This window comes from Acinetobacter sp. MD2 (assembly GCF_035615575.1).
Lineage (GTDB): Bacteria > Pseudomonadota > Gammaproteobacteria > Pseudomonadales > Moraxellaceae > Acinetobacter.
The window spans coordinates 14,499-37,731 of the sequence record NZ_VTDK01000011.1 but is presented as its reverse complement, the minus strand read 5'-3'; the positions used below and the strand labels follow the sequence as shown (position 1 = coordinate 37,731).

The following is a 23,233-nucleotide window of genomic DNA, read 5'->3' as shown; positions in this document are numbered from 1 at the left end:
ATCTGAGCCATGATCAAACTCTTCAGTTAAAAATCATTTTGCACTTTACTAAAAGTGCTAAATCTGGCTCATCAATTTTCTGACTTAAATTTCGCTCAAATAAACTTCGAGTAATTTAAACCAATCAATCAATGATAATATATCGATGATCTGATCAGTAAAAATCCACACAAGTTGTTCTTATCAATTCTTTAATGATTTTTTGCCATCTCGTCAATAACAAAAACCAGATCAATCACATCAACTTATTTTCTAAGTTTCGATGCATCTCGTCGGTATGTGCTCATTATAGATGGATTTATTTCACATGCAAGCTTTTTTAGTGCACTTTATTTTCAATTGTTCTGTTTTTGTGCGAAAATTTTACCAAAAACAAATAAGCCAATGATTTATATAGGTTATTTTATTTTGGCTTTTATTTTAAAGTTTGGCACCATTATCGTTCTTCTTTCCATATTTGGTATCCAAACACACAGATACTGATGCTCTATATTCTTTTTATCTAAATAAAGGGATTTATCTGATTGTTTATCTTGAGTGCCCTTACTTACTCATTACACCGATACCATCGCTTAAGACATCAATCCTTTCAATATTTCTTACTTTTAATCTATGGTAAATATTCATGTAACAATCAAAAGATTGACAAGCGAAACGTTAAGATGCAGCTAGCATATAGTGCAGTTAAGTCGGACAATTAAATTAGATGTATAAAAGCAAAGATTAGCTCAAATACATATACTTTAAATATGCGTGAAATTTATATTTGGCTTATCTTGAATAAATTGCTGTTTTTTAGATGTGATGATTTAAATAAAAAGAAGGACAATTAAAGTAAAGCACGCACATTTAATTATCCTTCTTCATGTTTTATTGTACGTCTGATGCTGGTGCAGCTGTCGTACTAACAATAGATGGCTGAGCATCGGATGCCGCTGGCGCTAGAGTAGAAGATGATTGAGTATCTGAGGCTGCAGCTTGTTCAACTGGAGTTGCCGTTGATGTTTGCTGTGCTTCATGAGAAGTACAACCAACTGCCATAAATGTAAAGCCGCCTAATACCGCAGATAAAATCGCAAGTTTTTTCATGTTCACTCTCATCAAAAATAAAAATTTAAAAAGCGCTTTGCAAAGCGTGTGCTCATCTTTACGAATCTTTGGCAATAGAAATATGCTTTTTTCTAAGTGTTTTTTTTACTATATGCACCTTATTTACGATTTTTATGTAGCAAATGCCAATACTAGAACGACGAACACCAATAGAATATGATGATATTTTTCATTAATTTATGATTTTTCTGCTTATTTTTTAACACTTTATTTTTTCACTAAAGTATTCAATAGTTTACCTAAAAATACAAAAGTGCAATCATGATGAACTGTTCTTTGTTTATTGATATTATTATTGTTTAAATAGTGTAAATAAATAAACTTAATATTTTGATTAATATCACATTTTATAGATTTATCGCCAAATTAAGCTTTAACGTAGCATGTAAAAAATGCTGAGTTCAATCTCAATTAAGTCGACACATATAAAACTTTTATATCCACTTCTTTTAATTTGCTTTATATCGTAAAAATCCAACGAACATAGATTGTAGTGAAAATAGCTCTTTTACCCACAGCCTCTTTTTATTTTTTGCACAATCAACTGAATCAAACAGTAAAAAATCAATTTTTTACTTCATTTCAAGGCTTTCACATTCTGAATAGTTGATTTTTGACAAACTGCCCCGATCTTGTATTTCAAGTCATAAAACTTATTTCATGGCAGTTTAAAGTATGCGTAGCGCCTACGAACGCCAAAGGACTGTACATGTTAAAGAACATATTTAAACGGAGATCATCAATGGCACATGAGCAACACGAACAAGCTCAAGACTTATCTTCAGAGCAACCTACCGAACAAACTCAAGTTGAAAATGAGCAAGTTACCGAATTAAGCACAGAAGATTTAACGGCTCAAATTGCAAAACTTGAAGAAAGCTTAAAACTTGAAAAAGCACGTACTGCCAATGCCGTTTATGAAGCGCAAAAAAGCGTAGAACGTATTCAACGTGAATCTGAAAAGCATAAAGATACTGTTTTAGAAAAATTTGCAAAACAGTTGCTTGATTCTGTTGATAATTTAGAACGTGCCATTCAAGCCGCTGGTGATGAAGAAACGCCTGTACTTGAAGGTATTCGCCTGACCTTAAAATCTCTACTCAGTACTTTAGAGAAGTTTGGCGTGACTGAAGCAGATACAAAAAATGGTTTTAATGCAGACTTACACCAAGCAGTTGGCATTGATCCAAACGCAAAAGCCAACGAAATTGGTACCGTTTTACAAAAAGGCTATACATTAAATGGTCGCCTACTCCGCCCTGCAATGGTCATGGTTGGTCAATAAACCTTATATATACGAGCTTTTAGAAATTTTTTTAGCAATAAAACTTGAAAAATCTCGAACGGCTCTCATATCGAATAACAAGCGAAACGCACAAATTTTTAAGGAATTCATCTAATGGCTAAAATCATTGGTATTGACTTAGGTACTACAAACTCATGTGTTGCTGTTCTTGAAGGCGACAAAGTAAAAGTAATTGAAAATGCTGAAGGCGCACGTACTACGCCATCTATTATTGCCTATAAAGATGGCGAAATCTTGGTGGGTCAATCTGCTAAGCGTCAAGCAGTAACCAACCCTAAAAACACATTATTCGCCATCAAGCGTTTAATTGGTCGTAAGTATCAAGATCAAGCAGTACAAAAAGACATTGGTCTTGTACCTTACAAAATCATCAAAGCAGACAATGGCGATGCTTGGGTCGATGTAAACGACAAGAAACTTGCACCACAACAAATCTCTGCTGAAATCTTGAAAAAGATGAAGAAAACTGCAGAAGACTACTTAGGTGAAACCGTCACTGAAGCGGTGATTACCGTTCCTGCTTACTTTAACGATGCGCAACGTCAAGCAACTAAAGATGCAGGTAAAATTGCAGGTCTTGAAGTTAAACGTATCATTAACGAACCAACTGCTGCGGCACTTGCATTTGGTATGGACAAGAAAGAAGGCGATCGTAAAATTGCGGTTTACGACTTAGGTGGTGGTACTTTTGACGTATCAATCATTGAAATCGCTGACTTAGATGGCGACCAACAAATCGAAGTATTGTCTACCAATGGTGATACATTCCTTGGTGGTGAAGACTTTGATAATGCCTTAATCGAATTTTTGGTTGAAGAGTTCAAAAAAGAGCAAAACTTCAACTTAAAACAAGATCCTTTAGCGTTACAACGTTTAAAAGAAGCAGCTGAAAAAGCGAAGATTGAACTTTCTTCTTCAAATGCGACTGAAATTAACTTGCCATACATCACCGCTGATGCGACTGGTCCTAAACATTTAGTGATCAACGTAACACGTGCAAAACTTGAAGGTTTGGTTGCAGATTTAGTTGCACGTACCATTGAGCCTTGCCGTATTGCGCTTAAAGATGCGGGTCTTTCGACAAGCGACATCTCTGACGTAATCTTAGTTGGTGGTCAGTCACGTATGCCAATGGTTCAACAAAAAGTTCAAGAATTTTTTGGCAAAGAACCACGTAAAGACGTAAACCCTGATGAAGCAGTGGCAATTGGTGCTGCAATTCAAGGTGCGGTATTGTCTGGCGACAAAACTGACGTACTTTTACTTGACGTTACTCCATTAACATTGGGTATCGAAACCATGGGCGGTGTATTAACTGCAATCATCGAGAAAAACACCACGATTCCTGCGAAGAAATCTCAAGTGTTCTCGACTGCTGCGGATAACCAACCTGCGGTAGACATTTCGGTGTTCCAAGGTGAGCGTAAAATGGCGCAACAAAACAAATTGTTGGGCAATTTCCAGTTGGGCGATATCCCACCTGCGCCACGTGGTGTGCCACAAATTGAAGTATCGTTCGACATCAACGCGGATGGTATCTTAAAAGTATCTGCTAAAGACAAGAGCACGGGTAAAGAACAATCGATCCAGATTAAAGCAAACTCTGGTTTGTCTGATGCTGAAATCGAAGCGATGATTAAAGATGCTGAAGCGAATGCTGAAGAAGATCGTAAGTTTGAAGAGTTAGCAAAAGCACGTAACGAGGCTGATGCCTTGGTTTCTAGCTCACAAAAAGCGGTTAAAGATTTAGGTGAGCAAGTAACAAGTGATGAAAAAACTGCGGTTGAAACTGCGGTTGCTGAGCTTGAAACTGCAACCAAAGAAAATGATGTTGAAGACATCAAAGCGAAAACTGAAGCGCTTCAAAACATCATTATGCCAATTACGCAACGTGCGTATGAAGCTACTCAAGGCGCGCCGGGTGCTGAAGGTTTTGACCCAAGTCAGTTTGCACAAGCGGCAGGTCAACAACAGCAAAAAGCGGATGATGGCGTTGTAGATGCTGAATTCACTGAAGTAAGAGATGACAAGAAATAATTTGTCAGCTTGAATAAAAAACCGTCCAAATTTGGGCGGTTTTTTTATTTTAAAAATATCTAAACCACACAAGTACAAGCACTTTTTTCTAGTGAAACCATGATGAAAAATGAATATGATAGATGAATTAAATACAATTAAAAACTCGCTTGGGATGTTATGAGATTAGCTTTGTGGATTGCCCTTTTAATAGTATGTGCCTTCTTGCTATTTCAGCAACTACGCCATCCTCAAATCAAACTCAACCCCATCTCAAGTCGTATTTTACATCCACTCGATACACGGCTACATTATCGAATTGGCGAGATTGATCCACGTTTTCAACTCTCGCAGAATGAAATTCAACAACTTACTCAACAAGCAACCGAAATTTGGCAAAATGGCACAGGACGTACTTTATTTGTATATGATCCCAAGGCACAACTCAGCATTAATTTTATTTATGATGAACGACAAAATCAGACAAATCTAAGAATAAAACAACAAACACAAATTCAAGTATCTCAAGCACAACAACATCGGCAACAACAATTTATCGATACAGAAAAACAAGCTATTCAGCAATCAAAAGCTTTTATCGATCAAAAACAAGCAGAACTACAATCTGCTGTGGTGCAATATAACCAAATCATTAAACAAATTAATCAACATGGCGGTGCTGAACCTGCCTTAAAAGAACGTCTAGAACAACAAAAGTTTGACTTAGAGCAAAGAAAACAAGCACTCAGTTTAGCCGTTCAGGCACATAATCAAACTGTTGCAGAATCCAATCGACATGTCGCTTATTACAATCAAAATAATCAAGCCATCGACCAATCGATTCAGCACTATAATCAACGCTATGCAGCAAAAATGTTTGATAAAGGTTTATTTAATGGCAAAGAAATTAATGTTTACGAGTTTGAAAATAAGGATGACTTACGCCTTGTACTGGCACATGAATTAGGTCATGCGCTTGGACTCAAACATGTCGAAGATAATCCTAAAGCCTTAATGTATCCGATTTTAAAACAACAAAATATCCAAAGTTTTGAACTCACCAACAGTGATTTAGCATTATTAAAACAACATTCTTATGGCCTATAAAATGATAAAAATTTGACGCTACAATTTTTATGCTGAAATTGATGAGAAAGCATCGGAATAGATACCTTAAACATGGTATTGTGATCAAATAACCATCCAATCATTAATGGAGATTCGCGTGAGTTACTATCATATTATTCTTGAAGTGAACGACCATATCAGCACCATTGAAGAAACACGCGATATCGAGCTTTTTAATATTGAAGAAATTAGCCCCTATTTACACGCTATTCTTCTGCCTTATTTTAATCAGCAAATGATTGAATTGGATGATGAAAATATTGAATTCGAAGATATTTTACATCTTGAAATCAAACAAACGCTTTTACCTATTGAACATTTAATTCAAGAAGAACAACAAGAATTACCTAATGACACAGACGTTACAATTACCGCTTACGAAATTTTTAATGATCGGGACTTAAGCCAAGACGTAACTGCGGTGATTTTTGATATTTTAGATGCAGTTAAAATCGATAAAAAAGACTTTTAAAGGCGAAGGAGAGCACGCCGCTCTCCTTTTTGAAGGTTTATGGTAAAATTTTTCGTGCTTGCTCATTACGTAAGGCACGTAAAATTTGTTGCCCTGCTCGTCCTGTCGGATTAAAACCTAAACGAATTTGTTCTTTTTGAATTGCTTGGCGGGTTTTATCACCCACTAAACCATCAGCATCGCCAATATCATAGCCTTTTGCCAATAAAACTTTTTGAATTTCACGGCGTTCTGCACGTGAAGTACCTGCATCATCGGTTGGCCAAGCTATCACAAAAGGTCCACCGCCTTGCAAACTATCTGACAAGTGTGCAATTGCTAAAGCATAACTTTCAGCAGCATTATAGCCATAAATTGCATCGAAATTTTTAAACACTAAAAAGGCAGGCCCATTGGCACCCGCAGGTGTCATTAGCCCAGCCATACTCGCTTCCGACAAATTCCCCTGCACCAAAGCAGAACCATCCACACGAATCAAACCTTGAGAAATCCAGTACGATAACGATTTTTTATTGCGGCGACCTTCGCCTGCAACCGACATACCTTGTGGAATTTTAACCTCAAAACCCCACGGCATGCCTGTTTTCCAACCTGCTTGCTTTAAGAAATTTGCAGTCGATGCCAGCGCATCAGGTACACTTGAAACCAAATCACGGCGACCATCTCCATCAAAATCAACCGCTAAGCGCTCGTATGTCGATGGCATAAATTGTGTTTGCCCAAATGCGCCCGCCCATGAACCTTTCATCTGGCTTTCACTTAAATCGCCACGCTGTAAAATACGCATTGTGGCAAAAAATTCACCACGAAAATAACTCTGACGGCGACCTTCACAGCTTAAAGTACCCAATGCTTGTAATAATGGATATTTACCTGAAATAGCACCGTAATTACTCTCTACCCCCCACACAGCTACAATCGTTGCAACTGGCACACCATAAACTTGGGATGCACGATTTAACGCATCGCTATATTGTGCCATTTTTTGCTGTCCATCACGGACACGCTCATCATCAACCAGACCCGACAAGTAATCCCAAATTGGGGTCGAAAATTCAGGTTGATAATTTAACTTTTCCAAAATTGAATAATCTGGGGTGAGGTTTTGGGTATAGCGGTCATACGATACTGCACTTACCCCTGAGCTTAATGCCTGACTGCGTAAATTTGCTAAACAACTTTGAAATGGATTATTCGCAGCTAAATTGACCTTAGATGTTGTCGTGGTCACTGGAACTTCATTGACCAATAAATCAGCCTGAGCATGAAGCGCAAAAAATAAGGTAGAACCAACAAAAATTGAAGAATATCGCATATGAAATGATGACCGTTTTTTTGAATTTAAATTTATAGATCTACCTTAGCATTTTCCTATTTTGTTGACGATGAAAAATGAATTCAAAATTTGTTAAGCACTTTGAATTCATTTTTTAACACGATGATATTTTTAAATTCAAACAATCTGCAAAAAGTTTAAATTCAAACTTATTTTTTAAATTTAAACGTTCCTTATCTCTGGTTTACGACTTATCCACAGCAATATGATGCGAATTAAGAGCCATCCATCAGCTTTGCACAGCTCAAAACACCAAATTTTGCTTCATTTTTTAATTCGATGTCTGACTTTTAGTCAAATTTAACTGAACAAGTGATTTCATTTAACGAAGCGGTGCAATATTAAGTAAATCACCAAGGTTTTTAAGGTAATTTTTGAATTTAAATATTGGCAATGCTTACAATCATATAAAAGGGCGCATATCCTGCCGAATTTCAAAGCATAAAAAAAGCGATCCACTATGTGATCGCTTTTTTTTACAACAAAATAGGTTTAGATGGTCATATCTTGAGTCAATGCCAACGGTTCTGGCAAAATTCTTGCCAATTGACGACATAGATCTGTTAAATCATCTTGGTGAATTGGCATTAGGGTAATATGACCCAGCTTACGACCTTCACGCTCGGTTTTATTATACAAATGCAAATGTGCGCCGTTTAATGCCAAGACATCTTCAGATTTTGGATGCTTGCCAATAATATTTACCATTACAGTTGGGCGAATCACCTCGGTTGAACCTAAAGGTAGACCTGCAACCGCACGCACATGATTTTCAAATTGTGAACATACCGAACCTTCAATCGACCAATGCCCAGAATTATGCACGCGTGGTGCCATTTCATTGGCAAATAAACCCTGTTCAGTCACAAACAATTCAAGCGTAAGCACGCCAACATAATCAAGATGATTGAGCAGGCGAGTGATGTATTCTTGCGCCACAGGCTGTAAATCTTCGCTATGTGGGGCAGGTACAATTGAATGCGATAAAATACCATGATGATGATGGTTTTCAGCCAATGGCCATGTTTTCACATCGCCATTTTGACCACGTACCGCAATAATCGAAACTTCACGCGAAAAATTCACAAAACTTTCTGCAATTAACGATTGAGCAGGGCCAAGTTCCGCCCAAGCTTGCTCTATTTGACTGGCTTCACGCAGCACAAATTGACCTTTACCATCGTAACCACCTGTTGCCGTTTTCAGTACAATTGGCAAACCAAGCTCAGCCACAGCCTGTGTTAATGATTCAAGGCTATCTACCGCTTTAAACGGCGCAACGGGAATCTTGAGTTCATTAAACAAAGTTTTTTCAGACAAGCGGTTTTGCGCAATGGCCAAAGCTTGACGAGGTGGATGAATCGCTTTGCTTTGGGTTAAAACATCGACATCGGCCAAAGGCGTATTTTCAAATTCAAGGCTGAACACATCGGCACTTTGAATAAATTCAGCCAAACCATTTTGGGTTTGTGTTGAGAAAACCTGACCCAACACAGCAGCAGGGCAATCGGTATTGGCTTCAAAAAACGTGCATTGAATATTTAAGGGCAGTGCGGCTTGTGCCATCATACGGCCCAACTGACCGCCACCAAAAATCCCAATTGTTTTATTCATTTCTATCACTCTCTTGCTCAGGCAAACTGTTTCTTATGCTTACTGAGAACCTGGAATATTATTGCTTGCGACTTTGTCAGTTTGCGCTGCACGGAAATCTGCCACATTTTTGGCAATGTCAGGACGCGTCAAACCTAGAATTTGCGCAGCCATAATTGCAGCATTGGTTGCACCCGCAGGGCCAATTGCCAATGTACCTACTGCAATACCTGCTGGCATTTGTACAATTGAAAGGAGTGAGTCGACACCATTTAAAATAGAAGATTTCACTGGAACACCAAGCACAGGTAAATCAGTTTTAGCCGCACACATGCCTGGTAAATGCGCCGCGCCACCTGCACCTGCAATAATCACTTGAATTCCACGTTCGCGCGCAGTTTCTGCATATTCAAATAAACGATCTGGGGTACGATGTGCAGACACGACTTCTGCTTCAAAAGCAACGCCAAGTTGTTTGAGCATATTTGCAGTATGTTCGAGTGTTGCCCAATCAGATTGAGAACCCATAATAATGCCAACTAAGGGTTGAGCGTCTGTAGCAGCGACCGTATTCATTGATATTTCCAAAATATTCGTAAATTAATGGATCTCGCCAAGCAAAGAAAAGCTTTGGGCAGGGGTTAGAGGGCACAGTATAGCTTGTTTTTTCATCCTCACCAAAACAAAACACTGGCTTTATTAAACATCAAAGCCACATACTTTTAATCCACCACTGAACCAAAAAAACATTGCGTTTGACACTTATTGGCTTCTAAAAACAAAATAAACACATCCCAATAAACAACAAGCGGCCCATAAATAATCAAGTTTTAATGGTTGTTTAAACATAAAAATTAAAAAGGGCACAAATACAATTAACGTCACCACTTCTTGAGTAATTTTCATTTCACCTGTGCTCCATCCATGTGCAGCAAGTAGGCGTGTAGCAGGAATCATAAAACTATATTCAAGCAAGGCAATCAACCAACCAAATAAGATTGCTTGCCAAAGCGGCGCATCATGCAAAAATTTTAAATGCCCATACCAAGCTAGCGTCATAAAACAATTGGAAATAATCAATAAAATAAAAGGGAGAAATGTCGACATATACAGTAGACCTCAAATTGGGAAAATAAAGCGTTCATTATTGCGAAATAAGCAATCACAGTTGAATGTGCTGATCCTTGCTAAGCATTTTATTCGATTGGATTTTAGCGATGTTCTCACACTTTGTGACTATCTTTTCAAATACAGCCTTGTTATCGTTGCTCACAATTTTAAATGTTTTCCGACCACAACACCAATTTAAAAACGTGCTGTGTCAATTAAAGTGGAGTAGGCAAGTTATGCATCTGCATATTTTGGGTATTTGTGGCACGTTTATGGGCTCTTTGGCATTGTTAGCACGTGACTTAGGGCACACCGTGACCGGTTCCGATGCCAATGTGTATCCACCTATGTCGACCCAACTTGAAAGTGCAGGCATTACCTTAATGCAAGGTTATGACCGTAGCCATTTGCAGCCTCATCCCGATTTAGTCATTGTCGGTAATGCCATGAAACGTGGGATTGATGCTGTAGAGTATATGCTTGATGCAGGTCTGCCTTATATTTCAGGCCCACAATTTTTGGCAGACCATGTCTTACAAGCTAAACATGTGCTTGGGGTTGCAGGTACTCATGGTAAAACAACAACCACAACAATGCTGGCTTGGGTGCTCGATCAAGCAGGATTAAATCCGGGCTTTTTAATTGGTGGTGTACCACTTGGTTTTAGCGAAAGTGCAAGACTCGGTGGTGGTGAATATTTTGTGGTAGAAGCAGACGAATACGATTCGGCATTTTTTGATAAGCGTTCTAAGTTCGTACATTACCATCCCAAAACTGCAATTTTAAATAACCTTGAATTTGACCATGCCGATATCTTTGATGATTTAGCAGCAATTCAAAAACAGTTTCACCATTTGGTGCGAACCATTCCAAGCCAAGGGCGAATTATCGCACCCATTACCGAAACCAATATCGATACAGTTTTAGAAATGGGCTGTTGGACACCTGTAGTGCGTACGAGTCTTGAAGCGAATTCAAATGTGGCAATCTCTGCTGAACTAATTGCTCAAGATGGCAGTCATTTTAAGGTACTGCAACACGGCAAGGTGAAAGCAGAAGTACACTGGACAATGACAGGGCAACACAGCGTTGCCAATGCTTTGGCTACTATTGCAGCTGCCGAACATGTGGGTGTCAGCATTGAACAAGCCTGTGGCGCTTTGTCTAATTTTGGTGGAGTAAAACGCCGTATGGAATTACTCGGCACACCACGCGGCATTGAAGTTTACGATGATTTTGCCCATCACCCAACTGCAATTGAAACCACACTTGATGGCGCACGCAAGCGCTTAGGTGAGCGTAAACTTTGGGCGATTATTGAGCCACGCTCGAATACCATGCGCATGGGCAGTCATAAAGATGGACTTGCGCATTCTGCCCGTTTAGCCGATGAAGTGATTTGGTATCAACCCGAAGGTTTAGATTGGGATTTACAACCTGTCATTGCAGCTTCAAGCAATCATGCGCAAGTCAGTCGCTCACTCGATGAGATTATTGCACGTATTGCCAGTGAAGCAGGTGAGGGCGATGCTGTAGTGATTATGTCGAATGGTGGTTTTGGTGGTTTACATCAAAAATTAATCCATGCCTTAACCCACTAAAAGACATTGGTATTACAGGTAACAGTCCTCGGCGTGTTACCTGTACTGCAAATAAAAGACTTAACAGCGTTATTGCTAAAAATTATTACAAAACTGTAACTTTTCTATTTTTCCTCTTTTCAGAATGTCTTTATGATAAGCCGCTTATTTGTGCCGTACGAAGACAGCAAAATGTCACTAGAAACATTCAACATTTCTTTATTTAAAGCCATCAACGCACCCATCACCGCAAGCCATTTCAGTATTGATGCTGCAATTTTTATTGCCAATGATGTTCTATATTTACTCCTACTTTTTTTATTGGTGCTATGGTGCTATGGCGACCTTGAATTGAAAAAACGCGCCTTAAAAGCGGTCGTCCTTACTGCAATTTCAATTGGTATTGGTTTTATCATTTCATTATTCTATGACCATCCACGACCTTTTGTAATGGGGGTCGGGCGCACGCTCATTCATCATGCACCAAATGCCTCTTTCCCAAGCGACCACATGTTAATTTTTAGCACCATCGCTTTGTCTTACTTATTTTCACAACGCAAAATTGCAGGTGTATTTTTATTGGTTTTAGCATGGATGGTGGCGTGGTCACGAGTCTATTTAGGTGTACATTTCCCATTAGACATGTTAGGTGGCTTTAGTATTGCACTTTTAGTGAATTTGCTTGCAAAAGCATTATGGCCACAGTGGGAACATGCAATCATGGCCTTTGCGCTCAAAATCTATCAATTCTTCGCACAACCATTGCTTAAACGTGGTTGGGTCAAATAAGGCGACAAATATAGGTCATCTAATACACATTTTTTGATTGCAGTCCAATCAAAACTATGGCAATCTGACCCATATATATTCATATTGACAAGGGGAGTAGCCTCCTCCAAACGCTCCGAGCAGTTCTCGATGCGTGTCAGATATCGTCAATACACTTTGCAAAAAGTCGGTATCTGAGCATTGGATTTATCCAATGTAGGCAAGACCTTGATCATGTTGGCACTGATGTTTTATTTCATCTGGCAACTGGTCGAGGTTTTTTTATGGCTGTTTGCTAGATATGGAGAGAAAAATGATCAACTCTATCGGCAATCCATGGTTGTACTTGGTGTTTTTTGGCATTGTTTTTATCATGCTACTCATCGACTTTTTAGGCTTTAAAAACAAAAAATCAGATGAAGTCCCACTTAAGCAAGCTGCTTACTGGAGCCTTGCATGGGTCAGTGTTGCAATGCTATTTGCAGGCGGCTTATGGTTTTATTTACAACAAACCATAGGTGTTGCACTAGCAAATCAAAAAACTATGGAATACTTAGCAGGTTATTTTTTAGAAAAATCTTTAGCGATTGACAATGTTTTTGTTTGGCTGATGATTTTTTCTGCTTTTGCAATTCCAACAGCACTACAACGTAAAATTTTACTGTACGGCGTGCTTGGTGCAATTATTTTAAGAACACTGTTTATCTTTATTGGTGCATGGTTCGTACAAGAATTTGCATGGATTCTTTATATTTTTGGCGCTTTTTTAGTATATACGGGCTTTAAATTCTTAAAAGGACAAGATGATGAAAACCCAAATATCGAAGACATGAAGGTGCTAAAATGGCTACGCAAACACATGCGAATTACACCAAACTTTCAAGGCGAGCGATTTTTTGTAAAACAAAATGGTGTACTGTGGGCAACGCCGTTATTTTTGGTGCTAATTTTAATTGAATTTTCGGATGTGATTTTTGCAGTCGACTCTATCCCTGCAATTTTTGCTGTCACCACCGACCCGTTTATTGTGTTAACTGCAAATCTAATGGCAATTTTAGGTTTACGTGCCATGTTCTTTTTACTTGCAGGCGCTGCATCTAAACTGCATTATTTACCTTATGGCTTAGGCATTATCTTGTTATTTATTGGCTTTAAAATGTTAATGTTAGATGTGATCCATCTGCCAATTTGGATGTCGCTCGGCTTTATTGTCGTGGTTTTAGCAATAACCGCATGGCTTTCCATTCGTCATAACAAGCAACAAAATTTAGGCTAAAAGCCTAAATTGAACAGCCTTTTATCTGAAAAATAAAAGGCTGAATGGATCTCTTGAATCATGCTTTACACCTTTTTATTTTTCGCCCATAGCGAGAAATAAAAAGGGATTGATGCAAGATGTCTGATGTATAAAATAAAATACAACCGAAGAGAAAAAATGCGTTCTAAAAAAGTAAGTCTGGCACTTGTTCCATTGCTCTTGGTGGCCTGTAGCAAGCAAGATCGTTTGGTTCAAGATGTCTATAATAATCAATATGATTGCCAAAATGATTGGAATAATGAGCTTTGTGAAACTGAATCTAATAGCGGTGGGGGGCATGCATCGAGCAGAATACATTTTGTTGGACCTTATTATTATCTCAATAATCGCGAAGTGCAATTTCAAGGTCGTACCTTGCGCCCTCAACAAAATTTAAGCCTACGACACAGCATCATTACCGCAACAGCAAAGACCCGAACTTCATCTAGCCCTATTCGTGGTGGTTTTGGTCGTAGCGGTTTTTCTTTTGGTGGTTAAACACTTATTTCTTTAATTTAAAAAGACCTTTAATGAAACGCAAAATATTTACGCCACGCCCCGATTGGCAAATTGAACATCACAATATTGGTTTTGATTATTTTAACTTACCTTCAGCCGATGGCTCAATTTATTGGTCTGAAGGTGTGGCATATGAGTTTACGCTACAACAAATTGAACAACTTGAAGATGCTGCCAATGAACTGCATCAAATGTGCCTAGATGTGGTCGGTGATTTAATTTTACGAGGCAATTATCCCGATTATTTTCAACTGCCCAAGGCGGCAATTCCCCATATTGAACAATCTTGGCGAGAAAATTCTGCCATGCTGTATGGGCGTTTCGACTTCGCCTATAACGGCAGCCAAATTAAAATGCTCGAATACAATGCAGATACGCCAACAGGTTTACTCGAAGCATCCGTGGCGCAATGGTTGTGGATTGAACAAGTGTCTGGCATTGCCAATCGAGACCAATTTAACAGCATCCATGAGGATTTAATCAAACGCTGGAAAACCATTTTACCACGTGGTGGCCATTTACATTTTGCCGCTTGCCAAGAGGCAGGACGGGAAGATTGGGGCAATTTAGAATATCTCATGGATACCGCTTATCAAGCGCATTTACAAGTTTCTGAATTGTCGATGGAAAATATTGGTTGGGATGGCAATAACTTTGTCGATTTAAAACAGCGCCCCATTCAAAACCTGTTTAAATTGTATCCGTGGGAGTGGATTTTTGAAGAAGCCTTTGCGGCTCATCTCAACCCACGCACCAAATGGATTGAACCCTGTTGGAAGATGTTACTGTCCAATAAAGCCATTTTAGTAGAACTATGGAAACGCTATCCACAACATCCCTTATTGCTAGAAACCCATGCTTTCGACCCACAACAACAGCGAACAGGCAAGTGGGTCAAAAAGCCTATTTTAGCCCGTGAAGGCGCAAATATTCATATGCTCGAAAATGGTCAAGATATGGGGGCAGCTTCAGGCAGTTTTTATTTTGATGACTATGATAAATCGGGTTATGTGGTACAAAAATGGGTAGATACGCCACTATTTGCAGGTCAACTGCCCACATTAGGTTTATGGATGGTCGGACATCACTGTGCAGGCTTATCCATTCGTGAAGATTGTTACGACATTATTGGCAATGATGCTCACTTTGCCGCACATTACTTTGTCGAGTAAGCAGCTTTTAAGTTAAATGCTGGCATCTTTAACACGCTGCATATATCGGCTTAAGCGGGTAAAAAACAGCAGTTGTAATGCCAGTGTAAACGCTGAAATACACCACTCATAAAATAAATCAAACGCGGTATTGGCCAAATTAAAATATTGATAAATGCCCAATAAAATACCACCAAATGCAATGCCTGCAACGGTGGTTTGAATTAAAATAGGGAAAGAAAGCGCAGTGACACGATTTAAAAAGGCGCTACCCTCATCACCACCATTGGCTTGATAAACACGTTGAATCCCCCAAAGCATCATCAATAAAGTCAATGCCGCTTCGACACCAATCACCCGAACATCCATATACGGTGAGTACATACCATAATAATAAACCGCACTTACAACCACCGCAGCGGCAAGATAATAGTTTTTATAGTCACGTTTGGTGAGTGTCTGCTGCACAAGCGCATGTGCCAAAGCCCGCGTATTCCAAAAATACATATTCGTTACTCTTATTTGCTTTTCATTGATTGAGTCTGACTTGAGTGTACGTGAACAAGACCAAGCTTGCCATCGGAAAAATACGCCAAAACTAAGGCAACATCGAATCCCCCAATATTTTTTTTAATGATCGCTTTTTATTATTTTTGGAATTTGATAGATCGTAGCGAACGAATTGTAATCCCTCTTTTCAATCAGCATAAATGCGTTACAATCAATCGAAAAAATTACAAGTTGTAGGTTCATCTATGTCTTCTTCTGTTCAGACGACTGCGGTTCGTGGTCGCTTTTTAGATATCCAATCTTTGGTTACACAAGCAGATCAAATTGCGCAAAACGTCCGTTATATTGAAGACGGCGTCCTGATTAGCCAAAATGGCAAAATTATTTGGTTGGGTACATGGCAAGATGCACAGCCACATTTGGCTGATGTAACAGAAGTTCAGCATTATCCAAACCAACTTATTGTTCCTGGTTTCATCGACACCCATATTCATTACCCACAAACAGAAATGGTCGGTGCTTATGGCGAACAACTGTTAAGTTGGTTGAATACCTATACCTTTCCAACCGAATTACAGTTTAAAGACCCTGCATACGCCAAAAAAATTGCGCAATTTTTTGTGCAAGAACTGTTAAAAAATGGCACCACCACTGCACTGGTTTTTTGTACGGTACATCCTGAATCAGTCGATGCATTATTTGAAGCAGCAGCAACCATTCAAATGCGTTTGATTGCAGGCAAAGTGTTAATGGATCGTCATGCACCTGAAGATTTATGTGACACCGCAGAATGTGGTTATAACGAATCTAAGGCATTGATTGAAAAATGGCACGGCACGGGCAGGGCTTTATATGCAATCACGCCACGCTTTGCACCAACCTCAACACCCGAACAACTTGAAAAAGCAGGGCAGTTGAAACAAGAATATCCCGATGTATATGTGCATACGCATTTAAGTGAAAATAAAGATGAAATTGCTTGGGTAAAATCGTTATTCCCTGAACAAAAAGGTTATCTCGATGTTTATCATCATTATGGCTTAACGGGTGAACGTTCGGTGTTTGCTCACTGCGTCCATTTAGAAGATGCTGAATGGCAATGTATGCACGAAACCGATTCAGCGATTGCCTTTTGCCCAACCTCTAACCTATTTTTAGGAAGCGGTTTATTCCCATTGAAAAAAACCTGGGAAAAACAAGTCAAAGTCGGTCTAGGTACTGACATTGGTGCAGGAACATCGTTCAGCCAACTGCAAACATTAAACGAAGCCTATAAAGTACAGCAATTGCAAGGCGATAAACTCTCTGCATTTGAATCGTTATATCACGCTACTTTAGGTGGTGCAAAAGCCTTACATTTAGAAGATAAACTAGGGAACTTTAATGTTGGTAAAGAAGCCGACTTTGTCGTTCTAAATCTAAATGCCACTGCATTACAACAACTGCGCCAATCGAATGTCAAATCACTTGAAGATGGCTTGTTTGCACTGTTTACTATGGGTGATGATCGCAATATCAGCGCAACCTATGTGAATGGACATTGTGTTTATCAAAAACCACACTAAATCCATCGTCAATAGCATGATGGCTTTATAAACGGTTTAAAAATCTCAATAGGTGCATCTAGATTAAAATTGCTTTAAACTTTAGTCATTCATAAATTCGAGGTGTTGCTGGTCAACGCCTCTTTTATTTTAAAAATTTTTAGATGTTTTAGGTGTCTACCCATGACAATCGAAATGAACGTGATGATCTCAACTGAAGAGATTCAAGCCAAAGTACAACAGCTTGGCGCAGCCATTGACGCATATTATGCCAATAGCGACAAAGAGTTGGTATTAATTGGTTTATTACGTGGCTCTGTTATTTTTATGGCGGATCTATGCCGTCAAATCAATAAACCTCACGAACTCGATTTTATGACGGTTTCAAGCTATGGCGGTGGTACAACTTCAAGCCGCGACGTTAGAATCTTAAAAGATCTAGACGGCGAAATTCGTGGTAAAGATGTTTTGGTGATCGAAGACATTATTGATTCAGGCAACACCTTAAGTAAAGTGCTTGAGATTTTAGAAACGCGCCAACCCAACTCTATTCAACTATGCACTTTAGTCAGCAAACCTTCACGCCGTGAAATTGAACTCGATGTTAAGTTTTTAGGCTTTGAAGTTGAAGATAAATTTATTGTTGGATACGGTTTAGATTACGATCAAAAATATCGTCATTTACCTTTTATTGGCGAAATTGGCCTATAAGATTTGCTGTGAATGGCTGCAATTGCAGCCATTTTTTATACACAAAGATAGACTACTTTTAAGCTTATTTTTCGGCTGAAGATAATAAGAAGAAGTAGAACCACAGCAACAAATATAAAAACCATAAAGCAACAGATTATCTTAGATTTTTTGCAAAAACATCGCTTACAATAAAACCATAATTTAAGACTACCGCAACATAAGGAGCAGTTATGGGACACTTCATTGTCACCATTTTTATTGGTTTCTTTGCAGGTTTGATTGCACGTGCCCTGCATCCAGGCAACGATAAAGCAGGCTTTATCGTCACTACTTTGCTAGGAATTGCAGGTTCAGTTGTTGCAACTTATGCAGGGCGTTTCCTTGGATTTTATACGATAGGTTCTTCTGCAGGCTTTATTGCATCGATTTTAGGTGCAATCATCATCTTAGTCATTTATAACTTTTTTACTAAAAATGACTAATTCATAACATGCTATTTTGCTAAATGCTGTTGAATCTCATCGCTCGACATCCATCCTGTTTTAAATGAGCCATCTTTAAAAATCAGGGTGGGTGTTCCAACCAATTTTAACTGTTGTCCTAATGCTAAATTACGTGCAATCGGATTATCACAGTACTTTGTTGCTTTGGGTTGAATCTTCATTTGCATCAGATTTTTCCATGCAAAGGCACGACTTTCACTACACCACACTTGTTTTGATGGCATAACCGATTGCGGACGTAACGGATATAAGAACACATAAATTGTCACATTATTGAGTTTATCTAACTCTGGTTCTAGTTTTTGACAATAGGGACAATTAGGATCTTCAAAAATTGCCAACTGCTGTTGCCCATTACCTTTCACAATTTCAATCGCATCATTTAAAGGTAATTTTTTCCAATCCATACGATTAGATGGCATTATATTGATTAGATCTTGAGTTAAGTCTTTCTGATCTTTTAATCGAATCATTTGCCCCACAAAAAGATGTTGTCCAGCCTCATCTAAATACACTACACGCTGCCCTAAAGTTGCACTATATAGCCTAGATGTTTCAGTTGGAGCAAGATTCTGGAAATTCAAATTAGGATATTGCTGTTTAAGTTGCACCGCTAAATGTGAGGTGTTGGCATAGACAATAGATGTCATTAAGCTGGATAAAATTAATAGGCTCAGTTTCTTCATTTCAGAATTTAAGTCAGGAATTAAAAATAGTTTAGCTTGATAAAATCGCGACCACCTATCCAGACTTGGTTATTTTTTGTGACTATGTTTCACGTGGAACATCATCAACACTATCCTTTTTACAATACCAATGATACATATTTTTAGTTTTTAGCACTATTTTTGCAACAATAAGTCATATTTTTATAGATTGAAGTTGAAAATAGCACTTCTATAATAGCTCTATTCTTATACAAATTTCTGTGGATTATCTCATGAATACATTACGCTATTTTAATTTCGGCACAGCCCAACCCGTATTGCTTTTACTGGCCCGCTTTTTACTTATCTTCCTTTTCCTATTATTTGGTTTTCCAAAATTAACTGGCTTTGAAGGTACTGTACAATATATGCAAATGTTGCATGCTCCATTACCTATGCTTTCAGCCCTAATTGCTGTCTTTACAGAAGTGTTTTTAGGCTTAGCAATTTTAGTTGGTTTTTACACTCGCCCAATTGCCTTTATTTTAGCGCTCTATACCATTGGTACAGCATTCATTGGTCACGCTTTTTGGCATTCAACTGGGGACATGATGGCAGACATGAATACCAAGATTCATTTCTTCAAAAACATGAGTATTGCCGGCGGCTTCCTATTACTTGCTGTTGCAGGGCCTGGAACACTCTCGCTAGATAAAAAATAAAGATTAAAAAAGCTGCCAATTGGCAGCTTTTTTCTTACTTTCCAATACAGAATGACCCAAAGATCTTTCCAAGTAAATCATCCGCACTAAAATCACCTGTAATTTCACCTAACGCATTTTGAGCCAGTCGAAGCGATTCAGCCATCAACTCACCTGCTTGAAACTCAACCAATTGCAGATGTGCTTCAGCAAGGTACTGCTGAGTACGCTGCATTGCATCTAAATGACGCGTACGTGCAATAAAGGTATCTTCTTCGGGTTGGAAGCCTGCATGCGCTGTAATTGCATCTATGAGCGTTTGCACGCCCATTTCTTGCTTGGCTGAAACCACTACATGTCGCAAACCGTTTAATTCACCTAAATTTGGACTTTGTATTGTTAAATCGCTCTTGTTGCCAATTAAGATTAATCGACGTGGATCAACATAATCGGCAAAATAGGTCTCCGCCAAAGTAAGCGGATCTTCACCTTGACTTAAGTCATACACCAAAAGCAATAAATCGGCTTGTTCAATTTCTTTAATCGCACGGCGAATGCCTTCTTTTTCAACTACATCACCTGTTTCACGCAGTCCTGCGGTATCAGTTAAGGTGATGGGCAAACCATTCAAGCTAATTTTTTCATGCAAGACATCACGAGTTGTTCCAGCAATATCAGTCACAATAGCACGTTCAACGCCAGCGAGTGCATTGAGCAAACTCGATTTACCAGCATTCGGCTTACCCGCAATGACCACCTGTAAACCTTCCCGCAATAACTGACCTTGACGTGCCGATTGCTGTACACCACTCACTGAATGCTGCACATCTTCAAGTAAGGCCAAAATTTTACCATCGGCCAAAAAGTCAATTTCTTCTTCAGGGAAATCAATCGCCGCTTCTACATGTAAGCGTAAATGAATCAGTTTTTCTAAAACAGCATTCACTTTTGCCGAAAATGCACCCTGTAACGAACGCACTGCTGAACGTGCAGCCGCTTGCGATGTAGCATCAATCAAATCGGCAATTGCTTCGGCCTGCACCAAATCTAGCTTACCATTTTCAAAGGCACGCATTGAAAATTCACCCGCTTTGGCAGCAGTCGCACCTAAAGCTAACAACCGCGCCAATAATGTATTTTGAATCACAGGCCCGCCATGCCCCTGAATTTCAACCACATCTTCACCTGTGAATGAGTGTGGGTTAGGGAAACACAAAATTAAGCCTTCATCTAGAATTTCATTTTTCACATCATAAAATTTTCGAAAGCCAGCCATACGCGCAGCAGGTAAAGGCTTTTGGGTCAGACTCTCAGCAATTTCATATGCTTTTGGGCCCGATAGGCGGATCACCCCCACACCACCACGTCCTGGCGGCGTTGCGATTGCAGCAATCGTGGTTTGGTTTTGCATGATGGTTCACCTAACAATCAAAATTTAAAAAAGAAAAATCCGCCTAAGATTACCATCTTAAGCGGATTTATTCAGCTTGTGTCTAACGCTAAGGAATAGACTTTACACTTTACCTGCTGCTTCACGTTGTTTTTTTACGCTACGACCAATGATCGTTTGCTGTAAAATCGTTAAGCTGTTGTTCACAATCCAGTACAACACCAGACCCGCAGGGAAGAACAACATAAATACGGTGAAAATAATCGGCATTAAGCGGAAAACTTTCGCTTGCATTGGGTCGGCAGGTTGTGGATTTAACATTTGTTGAATGTACATAGTTGCACCCATCAACAACGGTAAAATAAACCACGGATCCATCGCAGATAAATCTTGAATCCAACCTAACCAAGGTGCATGGCGTAACTCAACGCTTTCCATTAACACCCAATATAGCGCAAGGAAAATTGGCATTTGCATGAACAACGGCAAACAACCAGAAAGTGGATTCACACCTTCACGCTTATACAATGCCATCATCTCTTGCGAGAAACGCATGCGGTCTTCACCAAACTCTTCCTTCATGCGTTGCATTTCAGGACCAATTACACGCATTTTCGCCATTGAGCGATAACTTTTTGCCGACAATGGCCATAAAATCATTTTTACAACGATTGTCAGTAAAATGATTGACCAACCCCAATTTCCTAAGAAATTATGGAATGTTTCTAAACCTAAGAATAATAATTTCGCAATTGGCCACAACCAACCGTAATCAACCGTCTGATTTAAACCAGCCGCTAAATCTTTCAGTTCAGATTGAACTTTTGGCCCTGAATACAAGGTTGCATTCACTTCCATTGCCGTTCCAGCAGGAACATTAATTTCAGGAGAAGTAAAACCAATTACATTCATGTTGTCGCTAACCTTACGTGATTGTAAGGTTGCCGTGAATGGCTGACCATTGGCTTGAGTTAACTTTAAAGTCCCTGGAATCCAAGCACTGACAAAATAATGCTGAACAACAGCAACCCAACCACCTTTGGCCTGAACATTTAACTTATCATCATTAAAATTAGTGAATTTTAACTTGTTATAATGTTCATCAGGCGTACCCCAAGCACCACCTAAATATGTTCCAAGTTGAAAAATACCTTGGCTTGATTTACCTGGATCAACTGAATCATCACGCTTCAACTGGCCAAAGAATTGACCTTGCCAATTTTGTCCACTACGGTTAATCACTTTATAATCAACAGTAATTGGATATTGGCCTTGCTTGAAGCTAAAGGTTTTAATAATTTCCACACCATTGGCAGTTTTATAGACCATTGGTACAGTTAATGTTTTACCTGCTTGCGCATCCGCTAACGAATAATTGGTTTTCTCAACTTCGAATGTTGGACGACCACTGGCACTACTGTCTGGTCCGTTTACACCAATTAAACCAGATTGCGCAACATAAGTTCGTTTTGCATCACTTTCAAGCATGACAAAAGGCTGATTACTGCCTTTACTTTCATCATGATTTAACAATTCCAAACGAACAATATCACCACCTTTAGGACTAATCCAAAGACGATATAAGTCGGTTTGTACAGTAATAAGCTGTTGATTTGTTGTGGTAGATGCAGTGCTTGCTTGCGCGGTAGCAGTATTGGCCTGTGGCACATCGGTAGATGCTGGTTTATTTTGGCTATTTGGCAAATCAGCAGAGACATCATGCGAAGCGACAGCAGTATTCACCTGTTGCGGTGCTGCTGTATTGGCATGACCATAATCTTTTTGCCAAGCTAAAATTAGCAAATACGCGGTAACCAACATGGCACCGAGAATCGCAAATCTGGCCCATTTTTGCATAG

At 39.1% G+C, this 23,233-nt stretch carries 22 protein-coding genes; 13 read left to right on the top strand and 9 right to left on the bottom strand.

Translation table 11 applies throughout. The annotated features are described in order from the left end of the window. Positions 1–870 precede the first annotated feature (870 nt). Entirely contained in the window at positions 871–1,089 is a 219-nt protein-coding gene (locus FXN70_RS11605; RefSeq protein ID WP_324647624.1) for a hypothetical protein, read from the bottom strand. Positions 1,090–1,852: 763 nt separating this feature from the next. Here FXN70_RS11605 and grpE point away from each other — a divergent pair. From grpE to FXN70_RS11585, 4 genes are all read left to right on the top strand, one after another. Continuing rightward, positions 1,853–2,395, top strand: coding sequence for a nucleotide exchange factor GrpE (gene grpE, locus FXN70_RS11600; protein WP_324647623.1), 543 nt, complete (start codon positions 1,853–1,855; stop codon positions 2,393–2,395). 114 nt (positions 2,396–2,509) lie between these two features. After that, positions 2,510–4,453: a molecular chaperone DnaK gene (gene dnaK / locus FXN70_RS11595; protein ID WP_324647622.1), complete on the top strand. Its 1,944-nt coding sequence runs from the start codon at positions 2,510–2,512 to the stop codon at positions 4,451–4,453. A 204-nt stretch (positions 4,454–4,657) separates the two neighbouring features. After that, a complete protein-coding gene (locus FXN70_RS11590; RefSeq protein ID WP_324647621.1) occupies positions 4,658–5,539 on the top strand; it encodes a matrixin family metalloprotease in 882 nt (293 codons plus the stop codon). 106 nt (positions 5,540–5,645) lie between these two features. Continuing rightward, positions 5,646–6,032, top strand: a complete 387-nt coding sequence (locus tag FXN70_RS11585; RefSeq protein ID WP_324647620.1) for a hypothetical protein — start codon at positions 5,646–5,648, stop codon at positions 6,030–6,032. A 37-nt stretch (positions 6,033–6,069) separates the two neighbouring features. Here FXN70_RS11585 and FXN70_RS11580 read toward each other — a convergent pair whose 3' ends face one another. The 4 genes from FXN70_RS11580 to FXN70_RS11565 all read right to left on the bottom strand — a co-directional run bounded on the left by FXN70_RS11580 (position 6,070) and on the right by FXN70_RS11565 (position 10,068). After that, positions 6,070–7,347, bottom strand: coding sequence for a lytic murein transglycosylase (locus FXN70_RS11580; RefSeq protein WP_324647619.1), 1,278 nt, complete (start codon positions 7,345–7,347; stop codon positions 6,070–6,072). 513 nt (positions 7,348–7,860) lie between these two features. After that, positions 7,861–8,982 carry a 5-(carboxyamino)imidazole ribonucleotide synthase gene (locus FXN70_RS11575; protein ID WP_324647618.1) on the bottom strand — a complete coding sequence of 374 codons (1,122 nt, stop codon included), beginning with the start codon at positions 8,980–8,982 and terminating at the stop codon, positions 7,861–7,863. 39 nt (positions 8,983–9,021) lie between these two features. Further along, positions 9,022–9,537, bottom strand: coding sequence for a 5-(carboxyamino)imidazole ribonucleotide mutase (purE, locus tag FXN70_RS11570; protein WP_324647617.1), 516 nt, complete (start codon positions 9,535–9,537; stop codon positions 9,022–9,024). 186 nt (positions 9,538–9,723) lie between these two features. Continuing rightward, positions 9,724–10,068 carry a DMT family protein gene (locus FXN70_RS11565; protein WP_324647616.1) on the bottom strand — a complete coding sequence of 115 codons (345 nt, stop codon included), beginning with the start codon at positions 10,066–10,068 and terminating at the stop codon, positions 9,724–9,726. Between the two features lie 239 nt (positions 10,069–10,307). On the opposite strand from FXN70_RS11565, the gene mpl reads away from it, so the two are divergent. From mpl to FXN70_RS11540, 5 genes are all read left to right on the top strand, one after another. Further along, positions 10,308–11,672, top strand: coding sequence for a UDP-N-acetylmuramate:L-alanyl-gamma-D-glutamyl-meso-diaminopimelate ligase (mpl, locus tag FXN70_RS11560; protein ID WP_324647615.1), 1,365 nt, complete (start codon positions 10,308–10,310; stop codon positions 11,670–11,672). A 171-nt stretch (positions 11,673–11,843) separates the two neighbouring features. After that, on the top strand, positions 11,844–12,440 hold the full coding sequence (locus FXN70_RS11555; protein ID WP_324647614.1) for an undecaprenyl-diphosphatase: 597 nt from the start codon (positions 11,844–11,846) through the stop codon (positions 12,438–12,440). A gap of 295 nt (positions 12,441–12,735) precedes the next feature. Beyond that, a complete protein-coding gene (locus tag FXN70_RS11550) occupies positions 12,736–13,695 on the top strand; it encodes a TerC family protein (RefSeq protein ID WP_324647625.1) in 960 nt (319 codons plus the stop codon). A gap of 159 nt (positions 13,696–13,854) precedes the next feature. Then, on the top strand, positions 13,855–14,214 hold the full coding sequence (locus FXN70_RS11545; RefSeq protein ID WP_324647613.1) for a hypothetical protein: 360 nt from the start codon (positions 13,855–13,857) through the stop codon (positions 14,212–14,214). Positions 14,215–14,246: 32 nt separating this feature from the next. Beyond that, positions 14,247–15,407 (top strand): glutathionylspermidine synthase family protein, encoded by a 1,161-nt coding sequence (locus FXN70_RS11540; protein ID WP_324647612.1) that lies wholly within the window; start codon positions 14,247–14,249, stop codon positions 15,405–15,407. Between the two features lie 12 nt (positions 15,408–15,419). Here the strand turns inward: FXN70_RS11540 and FXN70_RS11535 are convergent, their stop codons facing one another. Next, complete coding sequence (locus FXN70_RS11535) at positions 15,420–15,893, bottom strand: hypothetical protein (protein WP_324647611.1); 474 nt, start codon at positions 15,891–15,893, stop codon at positions 15,420–15,422. A gap of 248 nt (positions 15,894–16,141) precedes the next feature. Here FXN70_RS11535 and guaD point away from each other — a divergent pair, with 248 nt between their 5' ends. From guaD to FXN70_RS11520, 3 genes are all read left to right on the top strand, one after another. After that, the gene (gene guaD / locus FXN70_RS11530) at positions 16,142–17,461 is read left to right on the top strand and encodes a guanine deaminase (protein ID WP_324647610.1); all 1,320 of its coding nucleotides are present in this window, start codon (positions 16,142–16,144) and stop codon (positions 17,459–17,461) included. Positions 17,462–17,623: 162 nt separating this feature from the next. Next, entirely contained in the window at positions 17,624–18,151 is a 528-nt protein-coding gene (gene hpt, locus FXN70_RS11525; RefSeq protein WP_324647609.1) for a hypoxanthine phosphoribosyltransferase, read from the top strand. 212 nt (positions 18,152–18,363) lie between these two features. Next, on the top strand, positions 18,364–18,615 hold the full coding sequence (locus tag FXN70_RS11520; protein WP_324647608.1) for a GlsB/YeaQ/YmgE family stress response membrane protein: 252 nt from the start codon (positions 18,364–18,366) through the stop codon (positions 18,613–18,615). 11 nt (positions 18,616–18,626) lie between these two features. On the opposite strand, the gene FXN70_RS11515 is transcribed toward FXN70_RS11520, so the two are convergent. Then, the gene (locus FXN70_RS11515; RefSeq protein ID WP_324647607.1) at positions 18,627–19,322 is read right to left on the bottom strand and encodes a DsbC family protein; all 696 of its coding nucleotides are present in this window, start codon (positions 19,320–19,322) and stop codon (positions 18,627–18,629) included. Positions 19,323–19,576: 254 nt separating this feature from the next. On the opposite strand from FXN70_RS11515, the gene FXN70_RS11510 reads away from it, so the two are divergent. Then, on the top strand, positions 19,577–20,005 hold the full coding sequence (locus FXN70_RS11510) for a DoxX family protein (protein ID WP_324647606.1): 429 nt from the start codon (positions 19,577–19,579) through the stop codon (positions 20,003–20,005). Between the two features lie 34 nt (positions 20,006–20,039). Here the strand turns inward: FXN70_RS11510 and mnmE are convergent, their stop codons facing one another. After that, positions 20,040–21,395, bottom strand: a complete 1,356-nt coding sequence (gene mnmE, locus FXN70_RS11505; RefSeq protein WP_324647605.1) for a tRNA uridine-5-carboxymethylaminomethyl(34) synthesis GTPase MnmE — start codon at positions 21,393–21,395, stop codon at positions 20,040–20,042. A 102-nt stretch (positions 21,396–21,497) separates the two neighbouring features. Further along, complete coding sequence (yidC, locus tag FXN70_RS11500) at positions 21,498–23,231, bottom strand: membrane protein insertase YidC (RefSeq protein ID WP_324647604.1); 1,734 nt, start codon at positions 23,229–23,231, stop codon at positions 21,498–21,500. Positions 23,232–23,233 lie beyond the last annotated feature (2 nt).

What these genes read in the sequence shown, in the direction of transcription:
- FXN70_RS11605 (WP_324647624.1), bottom strand. Translation starts at nt 1,089, where the DNA reads ATGAAAAAACTTGCGATTTTATCTGCGGTATTAGGCGGCTTTACATTT.
- grpE (WP_324647623.1), top strand. Translation starts at nt 1,853, where the DNA reads ATGGCACATGAGCAACACGAACAAGCTCAAGACTTATCTTCAGAGCAA.
- dnaK (WP_324647622.1), top strand. Translation starts at nt 2,510, where the DNA reads ATGGCTAAAATCATTGGTATTGACTTAGGTACTACAAACTCATGTGTT.
- FXN70_RS11585 (WP_324647620.1), top strand. Translation starts at nt 5,646, where the DNA reads ATGGAGATTCGCGTGAGTTACTATCATATTATTCTTGAAGTGAACGAC.
- FXN70_RS11580 (WP_324647619.1), bottom strand. Translation starts at nt 7,347, where the DNA reads ATGCGATATTCTTCAATTTTTGTTGGTTCTACCTTATTTTTTGCGCTT.
- FXN70_RS11575 (WP_324647618.1), bottom strand. Translation starts at nt 8,982, where the DNA reads ATGAATAAAACAATTGGGATTTTTGGTGGCGGTCAGTTGGGCCGTATG.
- purE (WP_324647617.1), bottom strand. Translation starts at nt 9,537, where the DNA reads ATGAATACGGTCGCTGCTACAGACGCTCAACCCTTAGTTGGCATTATT.
- FXN70_RS11565 (WP_324647616.1), bottom strand. Translation starts at nt 10,068, where the DNA reads ATGTCGACATTTCTCCCTTTTATTTTATTGATTATTTCCAATTGTTTT.
- mpl (WP_324647615.1), top strand. Translation starts at nt 10,308, where the DNA reads ATGCATCTGCATATTTTGGGTATTTGTGGCACGTTTATGGGCTCTTTG.
- FXN70_RS11555 (WP_324647614.1), top strand. Translation starts at nt 11,844, where the DNA reads ATGTCACTAGAAACATTCAACATTTCTTTATTTAAAGCCATCAACGCA.
- FXN70_RS11545 (WP_324647613.1), top strand. Translation starts at nt 13,855, where the DNA reads ATGCGTTCTAAAAAAGTAAGTCTGGCACTTGTTCCATTGCTCTTGGTG.
- FXN70_RS11540 (WP_324647612.1), top strand. Translation starts at nt 14,247, where the DNA reads ATGAAACGCAAAATATTTACGCCACGCCCCGATTGGCAAATTGAACAT.
- FXN70_RS11535 (WP_324647611.1), bottom strand. Translation starts at nt 15,893, where the DNA reads ATGTATTTTTGGAATACGCGGGCTTTGGCACATGCGCTTGTGCAGCAG.
- guaD (WP_324647610.1), top strand. Translation starts at nt 16,142, where the DNA reads ATGTCTTCTTCTGTTCAGACGACTGCGGTTCGTGGTCGCTTTTTAGAT.
- hpt (WP_324647609.1), top strand. Translation starts at nt 17,624, where the DNA reads ATGACAATCGAAATGAACGTGATGATCTCAACTGAAGAGATTCAAGCC.
- FXN70_RS11520 (WP_324647608.1), top strand. Translation starts at nt 18,364, where the DNA reads ATGGGACACTTCATTGTCACCATTTTTATTGGTTTCTTTGCAGGTTTG.
- FXN70_RS11515 (WP_324647607.1), bottom strand. Translation starts at nt 19,322, where the DNA reads ATGAAGAAACTGAGCCTATTAATTTTATCCAGCTTAATGACATCTATT.
- FXN70_RS11510 (WP_324647606.1), top strand. Translation starts at nt 19,577, where the DNA reads ATGAATACATTACGCTATTTTAATTTCGGCACAGCCCAACCCGTATTG.
- mnmE (WP_324647605.1), bottom strand. Translation starts at nt 21,395, where the DNA reads ATGCAAAACCAAACCACGATTGCTGCAATCGCAACGCCGCCAGGACGT.
- yidC (WP_324647604.1), bottom strand. Translation starts at nt 23,231, where the DNA reads ATGCAAAAATGGGCCAGATTTGCGATTCTCGGTGCCATGTTGGTTACC.